Source organism: Streptomyces sp. NBC_00637 (assembly GCF_045161545.1).
GTDB lineage: Bacteria > Actinomycetota > Actinomycetes > Streptomycetales > Streptomycetaceae > Streptomyces.
The window spans coordinates 1096573-1115345 of the sequence record NZ_CP109046.1; the positions used below are offsets into that span (position 1 = coordinate 1096573).

The window sequence follows — 18773 nt, forward strand, 5'->3', positions numbered from 1 at the left end:
GCGATCACATGTGCCCACAGGATGTCCCGAAGGCATCATCGACGCCGCGTGACACGCTGGCCCCCGGCGGTGCGCTGGACGGCGGCCGCCGGGGAGGACGGCCGTGTGGCGGATCGGGCCGTCCACGGATTCGGCCGGGGAAAGCGTCAGCGCCAGGACACGGGCTTGCCCGCCACCGGCCGAGGCCCCTCGGGACCCGCGGTGCGGACCAGGTTGCCCGTCTGGTCCCGGTGCTCGTGCACGAGGCGGATCGCCATGGCGCCCTCACCGGCCGCCGAGGCCACCCGTTTGACCGAGCCGCTCCTGACGTCGCCGACGGCGAAGACCCCCGGAAGGGTGGTCTCCAGAAGCAACGGGCCCCGGCCGAGCGGGTCCCAACGGGCCGCGTCCGCCGCCGCCCGGGCGTCGGCGCCGGTGAGGACGAAGCCCTTCTCGTCCAAGGCCAGCACACCCCTGAGCCAGTCCGTGCGCGGCCGGGCTCCGATGAACACGAACAGCGCCGCGGCCCGCACCTCCCGGCGCTCACCGCTCGCGTTGTCCTCCACGATCAGCGACTCCAGCTTCTCCTCCCCGCAGACGCCCCGGACCTCGGTATGGAGCAGCACCCCGATCTTCGGGTGCCGTTCCACCTGGTCCACCAGGTAGCGCGACATGTCCGCGTCGAGGTCACCGCCCCGGACGAGGAGGTGGACCCTGGACGCGTGGTGCGCGAGGAACAGTGCCGCCTGCCCCGCGGAGTTCCCGCCGCCGACCACGGCGACCGGATCCGCCTGGCAGAGACTGGCCTCGTGGACGGTCGCGGCGTAGTACACGCTGATGCCCTCCAGACGGTCGATGCCGGGCACTTCGAGCCTGCGGTACGACACTCCCGAGGCGAGGACCACGGCGTCCGCCCGGCTCCGGGACCCGTCTGTGAAGGTGACGACGTACTCGTCGTCCTGCGGGGTGAGCCCGTTGACCTGGGCCGGCACCATGAGGCGAGCACCGAACTTGTGGGCCTGGAGCACCGCGCGTTCGATGAGCTCGCCCCCGGAGATGCCCGATGGGAAGCCGAGGTAGTTCTCGATCCGGGACGAGGTGCCGGCCTGGCCTCCGGTGGCCACGGCGTCGACGGTGATCGTGGCGAGGCCGTCGGAGGCGCCGTACACGGCGGCCGCGAGTCCCGCGGGACCCGCGCCCACCACCATCACGTCGCATCGCCCGGCCTCCGGCGACGGGGCGGGCAGCCCGATGAGCCGGGCGAGTTCGGCGTTGCTCGGATTGCGCAGCACCCGCTCGCCCTTCCAGACGACCACCGGAGTCTCCTCGGGACGGATGGCGAACCGACGCAGCAGTGCCTCCGCCTCCGTGTCCCGTCCGGATCAGGTTTTTCGGGTATGAGCGGAATCTCCGGGTCGGGCCGGATCACGAGGCCGGACAGCCGGCCGACCGGGACCCCGGGGTACGCAGCGCTCGCCGTGACGGGCGGCCCTGCCGTGGCGCATCCGGTCGGTCACCCGCCCGCCCGAGCGGACGTCCCGCCCGGTGATCGCCGTCCTCTCAAGGGGAGACCCATGGTCAGAGGGATGATCAACGGCGGGTGCGCTTCCTGGTGCGCCTTGCGCGAGGCGACCGGCCCGCGCTGCCGCTCGGCCGCCCAGCCTTCTGCCTGCGCGCACAGAGAATCTCCAGTCCAGGGTGGCGAGCCGGGTCCCCCGACGCCTGCGCCTGGCGGGTCGGACATGTACGGGTCTGGTCACCCCACGAGTACGAGAGGATTGATGCGAATCTTCTGGATGAACCGGACCACGAGCGGGTACGCGAAACATCACTCGCCTCCCTGACGACATCGCGGGGAACGGAGCGATCCCATGGGCGACAGCCGTGCGCACGACCGGGAGGGCGGCCTTCCGCGGGGCGCCGGCGGGGGGCCCACCAGGGCCGCGTGGGAAGAGCCCCGCCCACCCGCTCCGGCCGACCACGCCCTCCACGAACTCATGGCGCTCTCCCACGCCCTGTTCGACAGTCCGGACGAAGGCGAGATCCTGCGCCTGGCCATGGACCACATAGCCGCCGCGAGGCCTTACAGCGCCGAGGCCGGATACCTCGAGGTGGGCGGCGACCTGGTCCCCAGCCCGAGGAACGGCCCGGGCCCTGCCGTGGCCGTGGACCGGAAGGTGCGGGAGCTGGCCGGGAGGGACGGTCCCGTGACGGTGCCCGGGAGGCAGTGGGGCCGGGCCCTGGGGCTACGCGGGCGCGAGGGACTCCACGGCTACCTCGTCGTGACGTCCCGCTCCCGGCCCACCGAGGCCGAGCGATCGCTGCTCGCCACGCTCGTCCGGCACACCGCTGCCGCTCTGTCGGTCGCCTTCGCACACCGCCGCCGACGTGAGGACGCGCTGGAGCTGCGCCGCCTGAAGGAGGAACGCTCAACCCTCCAGCGGCAACTGATCTCCGTCGTGGCCGAGTGGGGATACCAGCGTGGCGTTCACACTGTCATGGCCGATGTCGCCGCCTCGGGCGGCGGCGAGCAGGCCGTCACCCGGGCTCTGCACGCGCTCACCGGATTCCCCGCGCTCGTCGAGGACCGCTTCGGTCGGCTGAGGTCCTGGACCGGTGTCAGCCGCCCCGACCCCTATCCGGAACCGGACCCCGTGCGACAGGACGAAATGCTGAACGCCGTCGCCCGGGAGGTCGGACCGGTGCGGATAAAGGACCGGCTGATCACCCTGGTCCGTCGGCGCGGCGAGATCCTGGGTGTGCTCGCCCTGGTCGACGTCCGGGACGAGGCCGACGAGCACACCGTGCTCGCGCTGGAATACGCCGCCGCGGCGCTCGCCCTGGAGCTGGCTCACCTGCGCAACCTGGCCGAAGTGGAGCTGAGACTGAACCGCGAGCTGGTCGACGACCTCCTGGCGGGGACGGACGAGGCGAGCGCCTACGCCCGGTCCGAGGCCGTCGGACACGATCTGCGCCGCAGCCACTATGTCGTGGTCGTGCAGTGGTCGAACCGGACCGTGGACGATCCCTTCGCGCGGACCGTGGGCCGGGCGGCCTCTCCCGTGGGCATGCACGCGCTGCTGACCCGACGTTCCGACCACGTGGTCTTGGTCGCCGACGACAGGCCGCACGCCGGCGCGCTGTACGAGGCGCTCGTCCAGGAGACCGGGACACGGGCCGGAACGATCGGGGTGAGCGCCCCTTCCGACGCCCTGGAGAACATCCCTCATCGCTACCAGGAGGCCCAGCGGGCCCTGGATGTACGCCGCCACTCCCGCGAGCGCTACGGCACGATGTTCTTCGACGAGCTCGGCCTCTACCGCATCCTGGGGCCTGGCAACGATTACCGGGAACTGGAGGCGTTCGTCGACGAGTGGCTCGGGCGGCTCATCGACTACGACTCCCGTCACCAGGCAACCATGGTGGAGACCCTGTCCCGGTACTTCGACTGCGGCGGCAACTACGACGAGACGGCCGACTCCCTCGCGGTCCACCGCAGCACGCTGCGCTATCGGCTCCAGCGCATCCGCGACATCAGCGGCAACGACCTGGCCGACGTCGAGGACCGGCTCAATCTCCAGGTGGCGAACCGAGTGTGGAAGATCGTCCTGGGCGGCCCCGGCTGATACCCCACCGGAACGACCGGGCCGGGCCGTGGACCGATGAGGTCCCGCACAGAGCGTGGCAGAGGTACCTCGTGGAGCTCCCCCGCCGCGCGATGTCCCAGCTTCGCCGGCTCATGCGTGCGCGAGTGGATCTGCCTCGTGCACCCGACAGACGTCGCCGCCACCACCTCGTCGAAGAGAGATCGCGGGGGCAATGGATCACAGTGTCCCCGTCTCCGGGTAACGTCAGGGTATGAGTCATCCGCATCCCGAGCTGAAAGCCGCCCCGCCCCTTCCCGAAGGAGGGCTGCGGGTCATCGCCCTGGGCGGCCTGGGTGAGATCGGCCGCAACATGACCGTCTTCGAGCACGCAGGCAAGCTGCTCATCGTCGACTGCGGCGTGCTGTTCCCCGAGGAGAACCAGCCCGGCGTGGACGTGATCCTGCCGGACTTCACCTCGATCCGGGACCGGCTGGAGGACATCGTGGCCGTCGTGCTCACCCACGGCCACGAGGACCACATCGGCGGTGTGCCGTATCTGCTGCGCGAGCGGTCCGACATTCCCGTCGTCGGCTCCAAGCTGACGCTGGCGTTCCTGGAGGCCAAGCTCAAGGAGCACGGCATCCGGCCGCGCACGGTGCGGGTGCGGGAGGGCGACCGGCGGGGCTTCGGGCCCTTCAACTGCGAGTTCGTGGCGGTCAACCACTCCATCCCGGACGGCCTCGCGGTCGCGATCCGCACCAAGGCCGGGATGGTGCTGCACACCGGTGACTTCAAGATGGACCAGTTCCCTCTCGACGAGCGCATCACCGACCTGCGCGCCTTCGCCCGCCTCGGCGAGGAGGGCGTGGACCTGTTCCTCACCGACTCCACCAATGCCGAGGTACCCGGCTTCACCACCTCCGAGCGTGAGCTGAACCCGGCGATCGAGCAGGTGATGCGCACCGCGCCGCGCCGGGTCATCGTCTCCAGCTTCGCCAGCCATGTGCACCGCATCCAGCAGGTCCTGGACGCCGCCCACCAGCACGGCCGCAAGGTCGCCTTCGTCGGCCGGTCGATGGTCCGCAACATGGGCATCGCGCGTGACCTGGGGTATCTGAAGGTCCCGTCCGGTCTGGTCGTCAGCACGAAGGAGCTGGAGAAGCTCCCGGACCACAAGATCACTCTGGTCTGCACCGGCTCCCAGGGCGAGCCGATGGCCGCGCTGTCACGGATGGCCAACCGCGACCACGTGATCCGCATCGGCAAGGGCGACACCGTCCTGCTCGCCAGCTCCCTCATCCCCGGCAACGAGAACGCCATCTACCGGGTGATCAACGGACTCACCCGGTGGGGCGCCCACGTGGTCCACAAGGGCAACGCCAAGGTGCACGTCTCCGGGCACGCGAGTGCCGGCGAACTCGTCTACTGCTACAACATCGTCAAGCCCCGCAACGTCATGCCCGTGCACGGCGAGTGGCGCCACCTGCGGGCCAACGGCGACCTCGCCATCCGCACCGGCGTCGACCCGGACCGGGTCGTCATCGCCGAGGACGGCGTCGTCGTCGACCTCGTCGACGGGCGCGCGTCCATCACCGGCAAGGTCCCCGCCGGCAACGTCTACGTGGACGGCATGGAGGTCGGCGGCGCCACCGAGGCGTCCCTCAAGGACCGCCTCACCCTCGCCTCCGAAGGCGTGGTCACCGTGGTGGCGATCGTCGACGCGGACACCGGTGCCCTCGCGGAGGCCCCCGACTTCCTGGCCCGTGGCTTCGTCCACGACGACACCACCTTCGAGCCGGTCATCCCCGTCATCGAGAAGACCCTGGCCACCGCGGCCTCGGAAGGTGTCGGGGACGCGCGGCAACTCGAACAGCTCCTCGCCCGCGCCGTGGCGAACTGGGCGTTCCGCACCCACCGCCGCAAGCCGCTCATCATCCCGGTCATCATCGACGCCTGAGCCACAGCCTGACGGCATGCCCCCGGCTCCCGGTCTCTGATCACCGTCCCCGGTTCCCGGTTCCCGATCTCTGATCACCGTCCCCGACTCCCGGTTCCCGTCGCGGTTCCGGGAATCGGGGTCGGGCGTGGTCACGGGCAGGCGCACGGGAGTGTGGTGGCGCGTGGAGACCACTTAGCGGGCCCGGCCCCGGTGTGCGGGACGGGATCCGGGGGAGATGTGCAGGGACATGAGCACACCGTTCGCAGGACCGATCGCGTGCGACGACCGCGCCGCCGTTGGCACGGCTGTGCCGTACGCCGCGTGCATCCGCCCACGCCTCGCGACCCGGGCCCGCCGGAGGTGCCGTGTCCGCTGACCCGTACGCCACCGGCGACGCACACCGCGCCCTGCGGCCCCGACCGACCGCCGCCTGGTGGCCGGCGCTGCGGCGTACGCCGGTGTCGCTGTGGAACGACGACATCACGGACTACGCGGCGGCGCTGACGTACTACGCGATCCTGGCCGTGCTCCCCGCGATGCTGGTCACCGTCCTTGCTTTCGGGCTGATCAGCCCGGACACGGCCGAGGAGTTCGTCACCCACGTCACCGCCTACGCGCCGGCCGAGTCCGGCGCCGACCTGCACGCCGTGCTGTCCCGTGCGCTGGGCGCCGACCGTGGGGCCTGGCCGCTGCTGGTGGCCGGAACGACGAGTGCGCTCTGGTCGGCCTCCAGTTATCTCGCCGTCTTCCGCCGCGCCCTGCACCACATGCACCGGGTCGAGGACCAGCGCTCCACCTGGCGCAAGGCGCATCGCATCCTGCTGACCGCCCTCGCTCTGCTGGGACTGCTGCTCGCCGGTTCCCTCATCCTGTTGCTGACGGGTCCGCTGGCCGAGGCGGCGGGCCGGGTCATGGGCGTGGACTCCACCGTGACCTGGGCCTGGAGCGTGCTGCGCTGGCCGCTGTTGCTGTGCCTGGTCGCCCTCCTGGTGGTGGTCGTGTTCCACACCGGTCCGGAACCGGCCCGCCTGCGCGGGAGCAGTCTGCCCGGCGGGGTTCTGGCCGCCGGGCTGTGGCTCGTCGTCTCCGCGGGTTTCGCCTGGTACGCCTCCGGGCTGAGCGCGTACAGCAGGCTGTACGGCTCGCTCGCGGGCGTCGTCGTCTTCCTCGTCTGGCTGTGGTTGTCCAACCTCGCCCTGCTGACCGGGGCACAGTTCGCCGCGGAACTCTCCGGGCCGCGCGATCGGGGCACCGCTCCCGCCTGAGGCAGGAGTACCGAGCGCGCGTGCCGAGTCCGTCACTCGGCCGCCGGGCGGTGTGACCCTCGTCCGTCGACCTGGATAAGTTACCGACCGGTCGGTATCGTGCCCGTCATGACCACCGTCGCTCCGGACCCGCGCGCGGGCCGCCACTGTCACAGCACCCTCAACTCGCTGCACGCGACGCACTACTTCTCCCCCGACGTGGGCCGCGAGCTGGGCGCGCTCGGCGTCACCCACCCGCATGCCGTCAACTTCGCGGTGCGGGCGGCCGCGCTCGGGCCGGTCGGGGCCGGTGCGGTGACGGCGACGTTCTACAACTACAAGCACACGCTCGTCGCCCGGCACGTGCCCGCGGTGTGGGAGTCGGCCACGCCCGCCCAGGTCCTCACGGCGCGCACGCGTGCCGTCGACGCGACGCTGAGGCGCCAGCTGGGCACGGACGTGGTCGAATCCGCGGAGATGGCGGAGGCGGCACGGCTCGCCCTGCGCGCCACCGAGGCCTGCTCGCGCAGCGCCCGGCCGCTGTACTCGGCCCACGCCGACCTGCCGGTCCCCGAGGAGCCGCACCTCGCGTACTGGCACGCCGCGACGCTGCTGCGCGAGCACCGGGGCGACGGACACCTCGCCGTGCTGCTGGCCGCGGGGCTCGACGGCCTGGAGGCGATGGTGACCCACACGGCGACCGGCAAGGGCATGCCGCCGAAGTGGGTGCACACCACCCGCGGCTGGAGCCGGGAGGACTGGGACGCGGCGGTCGGCCGGCTGCGCGAGCGCGGCCTGCTGGACGCCGACGGGGAGCTGACCGAGCAGGGCCGCGCGCTGCGTCAGGAGATCGAGCGGGAGACGGACCGGCTGGACCGCGCCCCGTACGAACACCTGGGCGCGGACGGCGTGGCCCGGCTGACCGAGCTCGGCGCGGTCTTCGTGCGCACCGTGCTCGCCGCCGGCGCCTTCCCGGCGGATCTGCTCCCCACGCCCAAGCGCTGACCTTCCGCACGAAGGTCGAGGCGGGAAGCAGCAATCAGCAAGCAGGCGGTACTCGGCACGAGGCGCGGAGACGGGAGCCGGAGAGCCGCGGGCGGGAGGGGCAGGGGCCGGAGAATCGGGAGCCGGAGAGCCGGCGGCCCGTGGGGCCACCGCACCGCCCCCGCCGCCCGCTGCCGCCCCGCCCCGCCCCCGTCGGCGCCCCCGCCCCCGCCTCAGTGCGCGGCCGCCTCCGTCATGCCCGGCTGGTCGAACTGCGTCCGGTGCAGTTCGGCGTAGCGCCCGCCGGTCGCCAGGAGCTCCTCGTGGGTGCCGCGTTCCACGATCCGGCCGGACTCGACGACGAGGATCAGGTCGGCGGCGCGCACGGTCGACAGGCGGTGGGCGATGACGACCGCCGTACGGTCCGCGAGGGCCTCGGCGAGGGCTTCCTGGACGGCCGCCTCGGACGTGTTGTCGAGGTGCGCGGTGGCCTCGTCCAGGATGACGACGCGCTGGCGGGCCAGCAGCAGCCGGGCGATGGTCATACGCTGACGCTCACCGCCGGAGAGACGGTAGCCGCGTTCCCCCACGACCGTGTCGAGACCGTCGGGAAGCGAGCGGACGAGGTCGTCGAGGCGGGAGCGGCGCAGCGCGTCCCACAGTTCGTCCTCGGTGGCCTCGGGCCGGGCCAGCAGGAGGTTCGCGCGCACGCTGTCGTGGAAGAGGTGGCCGTCCTGGGTGACCATGCCGAGGGTGGCCCGCAGGGAGCCGGCGCTCAGGTCACGGACGTCGACCCCGCCGATCCGGACGGCGCCCGAGTCGACGTCGTACAGGCGCGGCAGCAGCTGGGCGATGGTCGACTTGCCGGCGCCCGAGGAGCCGACGAGGGCGACCGTCTGGCCGGGAGCGGCGCGGAAGGAGACCCCGTGCAGGACCTCGGCGCCGCCGCGGGAGTCGAGTGAGGCGACCTCCTCCAGGGAGGCAAGGGAGACCTTGTCGGCGGACGGGTAGCCGAAGCGGACGTCGTCGAACTCGACGGAGACCGGACCGGGCGGCACCTCGCGGGCGTCCGGCTTCTCCTCGATGAGCGGCTTCAGGTCGAGCACCTCGAAGACCCGCTCGAAGCTGACCAGCGCGCTCATCACCTCCACCCGGGCCCCGGCGAGGGTGGTCAGCGGCGCGTACAGGCGGGTCAGGAGCAGGGCGAGGGCGACGACGGCGCCCGGTTCGAGGGTGCCGTTCAGCGCGAGACGGCCGCCGAGGCCGTAGACGAGGGCGAGGGCGAGGGCGGAGACGAGGGTCAGGGCGGTGATGAACACCGACTGGGCGGTGGCCGTACGGACGCCGATGTCCCGGACGTGGGCGGCCCGGGCCGCGAACTCCGCCGACTCCTCCTCGGGCCGGCCGAACAGCTTGACCAGGGTGGCGCCGGGCGCCGAGAAGCGCTCGGTCATCCGGGTGCCCATCGCCGCGTTGAGCGTGGCCGCCTCGCGCTGCATGCCCGCCATCCGGCTGCCCATCCGCCGGGCCGGGATGACGAAGACCGGCAGCAGGGCCAGCGCGAGCAGGGTGACCTGCCAGGACAGGGTGAGCATGACGGCGAGGGTGAGTACCAGGGTGACCACGTTGGAGACCACTCCGGAGAGGGTGTTGCTGAAAGCCCGCTGGGCGCCGATCACGTCGTTGTTGAGTCGGGAGACGAGCGCTCCCGTACGGGTACGTGTGAAGAACGCGACCGGCATCCGCTGCACATGATCGAACACGGCCGTGCGCAGATCCAGGATGAGCCCCTCCCCCAGCGTCGCCGAGAGCTTCCTGCCCAGGACGCCGAGCGCCGCCTCCAGCACCGCGATGACCGCGATGAACAGCGACAGCCGGACGACGGCGTCCGCGTCGCCGTGCGACACGATCGCGTCGACGACCCGTCCGGCGAGTACGGGGGTGGCGACCGCCAGCAGCGCGGTCAGCACCCCCAGCAGGACGAACAGCGCCATCCGGCGGCGGTGCGGGCGGGCGAACGCGCCGATGCGGCGCAAGGTCACCCGGTCGAAGGGGCGGCGTTCCTGTTGGGCGTTCATGACGCTGTAAAGCTGCGTCCAGGCGGTGCTCTCCATGCTCATGGAAGTGACCGTAAGACCTCAAGCAACCTTGAGGTCAACCTTCTCCGCGCATCTTCGACATCGTCGACATCTTCGACGCCGAAGGATCAGACGAAGGACCCGATGACCGTACGCAATGTTCCGTCCCCGCTCCGGCAACCCTCAGTTGGCACCGCGCGGAGAACCTCTCCGAGTGTGACAGCGGTTCCCGTTCCCCTTCCCGCCCCTCGTCCCGCCCCCCTTCCCCCGGGCAGACCGGCCCGGCGCGTTCCGGTGCGCCAGATCCTGTGCCTGCTTCCGCTCCTGCTCGTCACCGTGGTCGCGGTGCGGCACCGGTCCGTTCTCGTCGAGGGCTTCGCGCAGTTGCGGAGCGCGCAGTGGCCCTGGCTGCTGGCCGCGCTCGGAGCGACCTGTCTGACGTGGGTGGCGGCGGCCGTCACCCGGCAGGGCGCGGTGGTGGAGCGGCTGCCCGGACGACGGCTGCTGGCCGCGCAGTTCGCGGCCGGCGCCGCCAACCACCTGCTGCCGACGGGGCTGGGCGCGAGCGCGGTCAACCTGCGGTTCATGACCGTGTGCGGGGTGCCCCTGGCCCGCTCCTCCGCGGCCCTCGCGCTGTATCTGCTGGCGGAGGGCGTGGCCCGGGTGGGCCTGCTCACCGTGCTGCTGCTCGTCTTCCCCGACGCGCTGCGGCTCGGTTCCCTGCTGCCCGACGGGGCGCTCGGCCCGCTGCTGGGCGTCCTCGGCGCGGCCGTGCTGGTGGTGGCGGGCGCGCTCACCTTCGTACGGCGTCTGCGGTCGGCGGTGTGCTCCTTCCTGCGCACCGCGCTCGGCGAGGCGCGCTCGGTGCACTCCCGTCCGGCCCGGGCGCTGGCCCTGTGGGGCGGCTCGCTGGCCTTCCCGGTGCTTCAGGCGGCCGGTCTGGCCTCGGTGGGGCGGGCGTTGGGGCTGCCGGTGCCGATGGCGCACATGGCGGTCGCGTACCTGGCGGCGACGGTGGCGGTCGCGCTGGTCCCCACCCCGGGCGGGATCGGCTCGGTGGAGGCGGCGCTGATCGTGGCGCTGGTCGCGGCGGGCGGCCCGGTGGCGGTGGCCACGGCGGTGGTGGTCGGCTATCGGATCATCACGGTGTGGCTGCCGCTGCTGCCGGGCGCGCTGACGCTCGGCGCGCTGGTCCGGATGAAGGTCATCTGAGGCACCGCGGGGCCTCGGGCGCCTCACGGTGGCCCGCCGTCCGTACGCGACGCCCACCCCCGTGACCCACGGATCACACCGGCCCACGGATCGGACCGCGAGCGGGCCGAACCGGGCGAGGGCATCGTCCGGACTGCGGGATCCCGCCACCGCGTCCGGATCCTCGGGTACGAACTCCCGTGCCGGATACGGCAGGATGAGCGGTCGTGCCCGCAGCGCGAACGGCGGGCGCCACCGCACATCCCGGAACCGAACAGGTGACATCGTGACGAGACTTCACATCCGGCCGTCGACGGCCCCGCGTGCCGCGGGTCGACTTCCCGGAGGTGACCGGTGAACCGCGCCCTGACCCTGGACGACGCAGTCGTCGCCGGAATCGCCCTGGCCACCGGACTGTTGGCGGCCTTCCTGTCCCGCACGCTGCTGCGCTGGCTGGCGAAGCACGCCAAGCGCACGAGGTGGAGCGGCGACGACGTCGTCGTGGACGCGCTGCGCACCGTGGTGCCCTGGTCGATGACCGCCGCCGGCGCGGCGGCCGCGGCCGCGGTGCTGCCGCTGACGAAGGCCGTCCAGCACACGGTGAACCAGTGTCTGACGGTGCTGCTGATCTTCGTGGTCACCGTGTCGGCGGCGCGGGTCGTCGCCGGGCTCGTGCAGTCGGTGACCTCCTCCCGCTCCGGTGTCGCCGGGTCGGCCACCATCTTCGTGAACATCACCCGGATCCTGGTGCTCGCGATCGGCTTCCTGGTGGTGCTCCAGACCCTGGGCATCTCGATAGCTCCGCTGCTCACCGCCCTGGGCGTCGGCGGTCTCGCCGTCGCACTGGCCCTGCAGGACACCCTCGCGAACCTGTTCGCGGGCATCCACATCCTGGCCTCCAAGACCGTCCAGCCCGGTGACTACATCAAGCTGAGCAGCGGCGAGGAGGGCTATGTCGAGGACATCAACTGGCGGCAGACGACCGTGCGCGCCCTCTCCAACAATCTCGTCGTGATCCCCAACGGGCAGCTCGCCAAGACGAACATGACCAACTACATGCGCCCCGAGCAGCAGTTGACGATCCTGGTGCAGGTGGGCGTGGCCTACGACAGTGACCTGGAGCAGGTGGAGCGGGTGACCTCGGAGGTCATCGCGGAGGTCATGACGGGTGTCGACGGCGCCCTCCCGGACCACGAACCCGCCATCCGCTTCCACACCTTCGGCGACTCGCGGATCGGCTTCACGGTGATCCTGGGTGTCGGCGAGTTCAGCGACCAGTACCGGATCAAGCACGAGTTCATCAAGCGGCTGCACCGCCGCTACCGGGAGGAGGGCATCCGGATCCCGGCGCCGGCCCGCACGGTGGCCCTGCAGTCCGGCACGGTCGTCATCCCGCAGCAGCGGAGCGTCGACGACTTCGTGCAGGGCGGGGTGACCGCCCTGCACGACTGACGGCGGCCGACGGCGTCGGCCGCCGGGTCAGAGCGTGGCCGAGTTCTCGTGCCAGCGCACGCCCGCCTGCCGGCGCGGCGCCGTGAGGGACGGCGTCACCGGGGTGACCGTCCAGTCCGGATGGCCGGGCATCCTCGGGGTCGTCGTGCCGTACAGCCAGTCCCGCAGGAAGCCGGACACGTCCTGCCCGCTCGTCCGCGAGGCGACGGCGATGTAGTCCTCGGTCGACGCAGACCCGTCGCGGTGGCGGGCCAGGAAGGTCCGCTCGACCGTATGGAAGGCGTCCTCGCCGATGAGCTGACGCAGTGCGTACAGGACGAGGACGCCGCCCAGATAGCGCTGGCTGTCGAAGAGGTTGGCCGCGTTCGGCGCGGCGACCGGGCCGGAGGTGCTGCGCCACTGGTCGCCGCGCGCGTAGGTGTCCTTCATCCGGGCCTCGAAGGTGGTCAGACCCAGCGAGTCCGCCCAGCCCCGCTCGTAGCGGTACAGCAGCCCGTAGAAGTCGGCGTGGCCCTCGTTGAGCCACAGGTCGGCCCAGGTGGCGGGGCTGACGCTGTTGCCGAAGTAGGAGTGGACCAGCTCGTGCATCATGTGCGAGCCGATCTTCGGCTCCGCCTGGAGCAGGTAGTTCGGCTTGTAGAGGGTGAGGGTCTGGGTCTCCAGTCCCGTGAAGTCGAAGGCGTTCGGGTCGTCGGTGTTGCAGGGCAGCAGCCCGTACGTCTCGAACGGGTAGGCGCCGAGCCGGGCCTCGAGCCATTCGACCAGGCCGGGGGTGAGCGCGAGGGCGGGCTCCAGGGCCTCGGCGCGGGCGGCCGGGACGACGTCGCGCAGCGGCAGTCCGTGCGGGCCGCTCCGCTTCTTGACGATGTAGTCGCCGACGGTGATCTGCACCAGTTCGGTGGCGATCGGCGAGCGGGAGCGGTAGGTGTACGCGGTCCGGTCGCCCGCCAGGTTCTCGGTGCACACGAGCGAGCCGCTCGCGACGGCCCGCAGGGCGGCGGGGACGGTGATGCGGAAGGTGAAGTCCGCCTTGTCCGACGGATGGTCGTTGCAGGGGAACACGGTGTGCGCCGAGTCCGGCTGGGGACAGATCGCGAAGCCGTCCGCCGTCGGGACCCACGCGGTGTGCGCGAGCGCGCGGCGCGGGTCCGCGGTGTAGGTCACGCACACGGTGACCCGGGCCCGGGTGGCCAGGGGCCGGGCGGGCGTGATGCGCAGCTTTTCGTCCACCTGTTCGAAGGTGGCCGCGCGGCCGTCGACGTGGACCGTGCGTATGTCCAGGCCCAGGGCGTCCAGCGAGAGCCGGGTGAGGGCCTGGGTGGTGCGCAGTTCCAAGGTGGCCGTGGCGTCGACCAGGGTGGTCGTGGGGTCGTAGGAGAAGTCGAGGTGGTAGGCGCCCACGCGGTAGCCGTCGTTGCCGAGGGCCGGGAAGACGGGGTCACCGAGGGTCTCGGGGCCCGGTGCGTCGGCGGGCTTGCTGTCCGTGTCCGCGTACGCCGCGCTTCCCCCGGCCAGGACTGCTGCCGCCGTGCCGATCAGCGCGGCCGCCGGGGCCGTCACTCTGCTGCGATATCTCATGGTCCGCTTTCGCTGGGGCGGCCGGGTGGTCGGTCCGGCCGTCGGATGAGGTCGAGATCTACCTCCATGACCACGAAAACGGCCGCTTCGGTTGCACCGGAAGCACATCCGGCCGTCCCGGGGTGCGACCGGGGTGTGAGGAGACCCCTGTCGAGCCGGCGCCGGTCACGAGATATCTTGATGTCGAGCAATGTTGCAGACGTGGAGCGGAGCACCCGGTGACTGACTCGACCATCATCTATACGCACACTGACGAGGCCCCGGCCCTGGCGACGTATTCCTTCCTGCCGGTGGTCCAGGCGTACGCCTCGCAGGCGGGTGTCGCCGTCCAGACGCGGGACATCTCGCTGGCCGGGCGGATCATCGCCGTGTTCCCGGAGTACCTGACCGAGGACCAGCGGATCCCGGACGCGCTGAGCGAGCTCGGTGAGCTGGCCAAGACGCCCGAGGCCAACATCATCAAGCTGCCGAACATCTCGGCGTCGATCCCGCAGCTCAAGGCCGCGGTCGCCGAGCTCCAGGCGCAGGGTTACGCGCTGCCGGCCTACCCGGACGACCCGAAGACCGACGAGGAGCGGGAGATCCAGGCCCGCTACGACAAGGTCAAGGGTTCCGCCGTGAACCCGGTCCTGCGCGAGGGCAACTCCGACCGCCGTGCCCCCGCGTCGGTCAAGAACTACGCGAAGACCCACCCGCACCGCATGGGCGCCTGGTCGTCGGAGTCGAAGACCAACGTCGCGACCATGGGCGAGAACGACTTCCGCTCCACCGAGAAGTCGGTCGTGATCTCCGAGGCCGGCTCCCTGCGGATCGAGCTGGTCGGCGACGACGGCTCCACCAAGGTGCTGCGCGAGTCCGTACCCGTCCTGGAGGGCGAGGTCGTCGACGCCTCCGTCCTGCACGTCGCGCCGCTGCGCGAGTTCCTCACCGCGCAGATCGCCCGGGCCAAGGCCGAGGACGTGCTGTTCTCCGTGCACCTCAAGGCCACGATGATGAAGGTCTCCGACCCGATCATCTTCGGTCACGTGGTGCGCGCCTTCTTCCCGAAGACGTTCGCTCGGTACGGCCAGACGCTCGCCGCGGCCGGCCTGACCCCGAACGACGGTCTGGGCGGTATCCACAAGGGCCTGGAGTCCCTGCCCGAGGGCGCCGAGATCAAGGCCTCCTTCGACGCCGAGCTCGCCGAGGGCCCGAAGCTGGCCATGGTCGACTCCGACAAGGGCATCACCAACCTGCACGTGCCGTCCGACGTGATCGTCGACGCCTCGATGCCGGCCATGATCCGCACCTCCGGCCACATGTGGGGCCCGGACGGCCAGGAGGCCGACACCCTCGCGGTGCTGCCGGACTCCTCGTACTCCGGCGTCTACCAGGCCGTGCTCGACGACTGCCGCGCCAACGGCGCCTACGACCCGTCGACCATGGGCTCCGTCCCGAACGTCGGCCTCATGGCGCAGAAGGCCGAGGAGTACGGCAGCCACGACAAGACCTTCGAGATCCCGACCACCGGCACGGTCCGCCTCGTCGACCAGGCCGGCAACGCGGTGATCGAGCAGGCGGTCTCCGCCGGCGACATCTTCCGCGCCTGCCAGACCAAGGACGCGCCGATCAGGGACTGGGTGAAGCTGGCCGTCACCCGCGCCCGCGCCACCGGCGACCCGGCCGTCTTCTGGCTGGACGCGACCCGCGCGCACGACGCGAACCTGATCGCCAAGGTCGAGGCGTACCTGGCGGAGCACGACACCGAGGGTCTGGACATCCGTGTCCTCGCCCCGGTCGAGGCCACCAAGCTGTCGGTGGAGCGCATCCGCCGCGGTGAGAACACCATCTCGGTGACCGGCAACGTGCTGCGTGACTACCTGACCGACCTGTTCCCGATCCTGGAGCTGGGCACCAGCGCCAAGATGCTGTCGGTCGTCCCGCTGATGGCGGGCGGCGGTCTGTTCGAGACGGGTGCCGGCGGTTCCGCGCCGAAGCACGTCCAGCAGCTGGTCAAGGAGAACTACCTGCGCTGGGACTCGCTCGGCGAGTTCTTCGCGCTCGTGCCCTCCTTCGAGCAGTACGCCGAGTTCACGGGCAACACCCGCGCCAAGGTCCTCGCCGACACGCTCGACCGCGCCACGGCGACCTTCCTGAACGAGGACAAGTCCCCGACCCGTCGTGTCGGCGGCATCGACAACCGCGGCAGCCACTTCTTCCTGTCCCTGTACTGGGCGCAGGAGCTGGCCGCGCAGACCGACGACGCTGACCTGGCGAAGGCCTTCGCCCCGCTCGCCGAGACCCTCGCGGCGAACGAGCAGACCATCGTCGACGAGCTCAACGCCGTTCAGGGCCGGCCCGCCGACATCGGCGGCTACTACCAGCCCGACCCGGCGAAGGCTGCGGCGTTCATGCGTCCGTCGGCCACCTGGAACGAGGCCCTCGCGTCCCTGAACTGACGCACCGCCGCACCCCTGAGCACCACCCACCTCCGCCCCGGCCGGGTCTCTCCCGGCCGGGGCGGTCGTGCGCCCGCCCCCGACCCGCCGCCGTGGCATCTTGATCACGCGCCATGCCACCGACACCACCCCGGAGCAGCCTCATGACCCCTGCCGTGCCGTCCTTCCGCGTCCTGCCCGGCGCCGCCGACTCGCCGGTGATCCTCCATGTGCCGCACTCGGCCCGGGAGATACCGGCCGGGGTGCGCGCGGGCATCGTGCTGGACGACGCGGCGCTGGAGCGGGAGATGGACCACATCACCGACTCGCACACCGCGGAGATCGCCGAGGCGGCGACGCGGCTGGCCGGCGTGACGCCCTGGCGGTTCGTGAACCGGCTGTCGCGGCTCGTCGTCGATCCGGAGCGGTTCCCGGACGAGCGCGAGGAGATGCGGGCCGTCGGCATGGGCGCCGTCTACACGCGGACCACGCACGGCGAGGTGCTGCGGCCGCAGGAGACCGACCCCGAGCCGCTCGTCGCCCGGTACTTCCGGCCGTACGCGCAGGCGATGACCGACGCCGTCGCCGAGCGGCTGGCGGCCGTCGGACGGGCCGTGGTCGTCGATGTCCACTCCTACCCCGCCGAGCCGCTGCCCTACGAGCTGCACGGGGAGGGACCGCGACCGCCGGTATGCCTCGGCACCGACGCCTTCCACACCCCGGCCGACCTGCTCGCCGTCGCGCGGCGGGCGTTCGGGGACGCGGTGGGGGAAACCGGGCTCGACAGCCCGTTCGCCGGCACCTACGTGCCCCTGGAGTACTACGGGAAGGAGCCCCGGGTGAGCGCGCTGATGGTGGAGATCCGGCGGGACACGTACATGACCGAGCCGGGCGGACCGGCCGGGCCGGGACTCACCCGGCTCGCCTCGGCGCTCGCCGCTCTCGTCGACGCCGTCACCGGCTGACCCGCGGTTCGCGCACCCGCACCGGACGGGCGGCCGGGGCCCGGTGACGGCCCGTCGCCGGGACGGCGGCTCGCGGTCCCGGCCGACCGGGTCGCCTCGCGCCGGAAGGCAGCCGTCCAACGGTAGGTCCGTCGTCCGGCGAGAAGTCCGTCGCCCGGCGGAAGTCGGCCGTCCGACGGCCGTGACGCGCCCGGGCGCGCCGGCGGATCCCGCCGGATCGAGCCGCGTGAGCGCCCGTCGCCCGTGGTCTCAGGCGCGCAGCCACTCCGTCACGACCACCTCCGCGCCGGTCCGCAGCCGCAGGGCGAACGGGCCGCCCGGGGGTGCGTCGCAGGCGAAGCGGCCCATGTCGTCGGCGGTGAGCGAGGCGCCGGCCCGGGGGCCGTGCAGTACCTCGATCGAGGCCGACTGGGGCGGCAGCAGCTGACCCATCAGCCCCTCGTCGGTCACCTCGACGTCGACCGTCAGCCCACCCGTGTGGAAGGTCAGCATCCGCGGCACGTCCACCGCTCCGCGCACCGGGATGGCGTCGACCAGCGAGTCGAACGTCAACTCGGCGATCCGCGCGTCCAGGTCGTGCAGGGCGTAGGCCTCGATGGCGGCCCGCCGCAGCTCGGCCGGCACCGGGTCGAGGATGGCGGCGGCCTGGCGGAGTTCCTCCTCCAGCCGGTCGTGGTCGAACTCCTCGTCGACGAAGGGGACTTCGCCGAAGATGTCGTCCTGCCCGTCGTCGTTCATACCGTTCATGCCGTTCACAGGGCTCCCCGTGCGTCGAGTCGGGCGCGCAGGCGGCGCAGACATCGCTGGCGCATCGGTCCGATGCTGCCGACGGCGATGCCCAGGGCGGCCGACACCTCCTGATAACTGGGCGGCGGCGAGGCGATCAGCGCCCGCAGCAGCTGCCGGCAGCGCTCGCCGAGCGCCTCGAACTCCTGCCACAGGAACCGGACCCGCTCGCTCTGCGCGGCCGCCTCCTCCGAGTCCAGCACCGACTGTTCCGGCGTGCGGTCCTCGCTGGCCCGGTCGAGCAGCAGCGGATCGTCGGTCGGGGTCAGCCGCCTCAAGCTCTTGATCACTTTCAGGCACTCGTTGCGCGCGGTGCTCGCGAGCCACGAACCGGCCTTGTGCGGCTCGCGGATCCGCCCGAGATGCTGGGCGAAGCGGAACCACACGGTCTGGTACACCTCGTGCCCGTCGGCGTCGGAGAGCCGATGCGCGCGCACGACCGACCACACCAGTGGGCTCAGCCCGTCCACCAGCGCCTTCCAGGCCGCCGTGTCACCGTCGACGGCGGACTGGACGAGCGCGCCGACATCAGTACGGTCCACGGCCCCACCCCTCGTGTACGGCCTGTCATCG

12 protein-coding genes and 1 pseudogene are annotated in these 18773 nt (G+C 71.8%); 8 read left to right on the forward strand and 5 right to left on the reverse strand.

Annotation, left to right across the window (positions count from 1 at the left end):
* Window positions 1-146: 146 nt before the first annotated feature.
* Window positions 147-1352, reverse strand: a pseudogene (locus OG440_RS04740) (NAD(P)/FAD-dependent oxidoreductase); the annotation flags it as partial.
* A gap of 498 nt (window positions 1353-1850) precedes the next feature.
* On the opposite strand from OG440_RS04740, the gene OG440_RS04745 reads away from it, so the two are divergent.
* The 4 genes from OG440_RS04745 (at window position 1851) to OG440_RS04760 (ending at window position 7754) form a co-directional block, all read left to right on the forward strand.
* Window positions 1851-3605 (forward strand): PucR family transcriptional regulator, encoded by a 1755-nt coding sequence (locus OG440_RS04745; RefSeq protein WP_406005560.1) that lies wholly within the window; start codon window positions 1851-1853, stop codon window positions 3603-3605.
* Between the two features lie 232 nt (window positions 3606-3837).
* Complete coding sequence (locus OG440_RS04750) at window positions 3838-5523, forward strand: ribonuclease J (RefSeq protein ID WP_406005561.1); 1686 nt, start codon at window positions 3838-3840, stop codon at window positions 5521-5523.
* 347 nt (window positions 5524-5870) lie between these two features.
* Window positions 5871-6770 (forward strand): YihY/virulence factor BrkB family protein, encoded by a 900-nt coding sequence (locus OG440_RS04755; protein ID WP_406005562.1) that lies wholly within the window; start codon window positions 5871-5873, stop codon window positions 6768-6770.
* A gap of 108 nt (window positions 6771-6878) precedes the next feature.
* On the forward strand, window positions 6879-7754 hold the full coding sequence (locus tag OG440_RS04760) for an SCO6745 family protein (RefSeq protein ID WP_406005563.1): 876 nt from the start codon (window positions 6879-6881) through the stop codon (window positions 7752-7754).
* A 212-nt stretch (window positions 7755-7966) separates the two neighbouring features.
* Here OG440_RS04760 and OG440_RS04765 read toward each other — a convergent pair whose 3' ends face one another.
* Window positions 7967-9853, reverse strand: coding sequence for an ABC transporter ATP-binding protein (locus tag OG440_RS04765; protein WP_406005564.1), 1887 nt, complete (start codon window positions 9851-9853; stop codon window positions 7967-7969).
* A gap of 102 nt (window positions 9854-9955) precedes the next feature.
* Between OG440_RS04765 and OG440_RS04770 the strand changes: the two genes are divergently transcribed.
* Together OG440_RS04770 and OG440_RS04775 are read left to right on the forward strand one after the other, a co-directional pair.
* The gene (locus OG440_RS04770) at window positions 9956-11023 is read left to right on the forward strand and encodes a YbhN family protein (protein ID WP_406005565.1); all 1068 of its coding nucleotides are present in this window, start codon (window positions 9956-9958) and stop codon (window positions 11021-11023) included.
* Between the two features lie 333 nt (window positions 11024-11356).
* Complete coding sequence (locus tag OG440_RS04775; protein ID WP_406005566.1) at window positions 11357-12454, forward strand: mechanosensitive ion channel family protein; 1098 nt, start codon at window positions 11357-11359, stop codon at window positions 12452-12454.
* A 27-nt stretch (window positions 12455-12481) separates the two neighbouring features.
* Here OG440_RS04775 and OG440_RS04780 read toward each other — a convergent pair whose 3' ends face one another.
* A complete protein-coding gene (locus OG440_RS04780) occupies window positions 12482-14032 on the reverse strand; it encodes a M1 family metallopeptidase (protein WP_406005567.1) in 1551 nt (516 codons plus the stop codon).
* Window positions 14033-14250: 218 nt separating this feature from the next.
* On the opposite strand from OG440_RS04780, the gene OG440_RS04785 reads away from it, so the two are divergent.
* Window positions 14251-16470 carry an NADP-dependent isocitrate dehydrogenase gene (locus OG440_RS04785; protein ID WP_406005568.1) on the forward strand — a complete coding sequence of 740 codons (2220 nt, stop codon included), beginning with the start codon at window positions 14251-14253 and terminating at the stop codon, window positions 16468-16470.
* Between the two features lie 143 nt (window positions 16471-16613).
* Window positions 16614-17414 (forward strand): N-formylglutamate amidohydrolase, encoded by an 801-nt coding sequence (locus OG440_RS04790; RefSeq protein WP_406005569.1) that lies wholly within the window; start codon window positions 16614-16616, stop codon window positions 17412-17414.
* 249 nt (window positions 17415-17663) lie between these two features.
* On the opposite strand, the gene OG440_RS04795 is transcribed toward OG440_RS04790, so the two are convergent.
* Both OG440_RS04795 and OG440_RS04800 read right to left on the reverse strand, forming a co-directional pair.
* The gene (locus tag OG440_RS04795; RefSeq protein ID WP_406011252.1) at window positions 17664-18152 is read right to left on the reverse strand and encodes a hypothetical protein; all 489 of its coding nucleotides are present in this window, start codon (window positions 18150-18152) and stop codon (window positions 17664-17666) included.
* A gap of 14 nt (window positions 18153-18166) precedes the next feature.
* Window positions 18167-18742 (reverse strand): RNA polymerase sigma factor, encoded by a 576-nt coding sequence (locus OG440_RS04800; RefSeq protein WP_406005570.1) that lies wholly within the window; start codon window positions 18740-18742, stop codon window positions 18167-18169.
* Window positions 18743-18773: the final 31 nt, after the last annotated feature.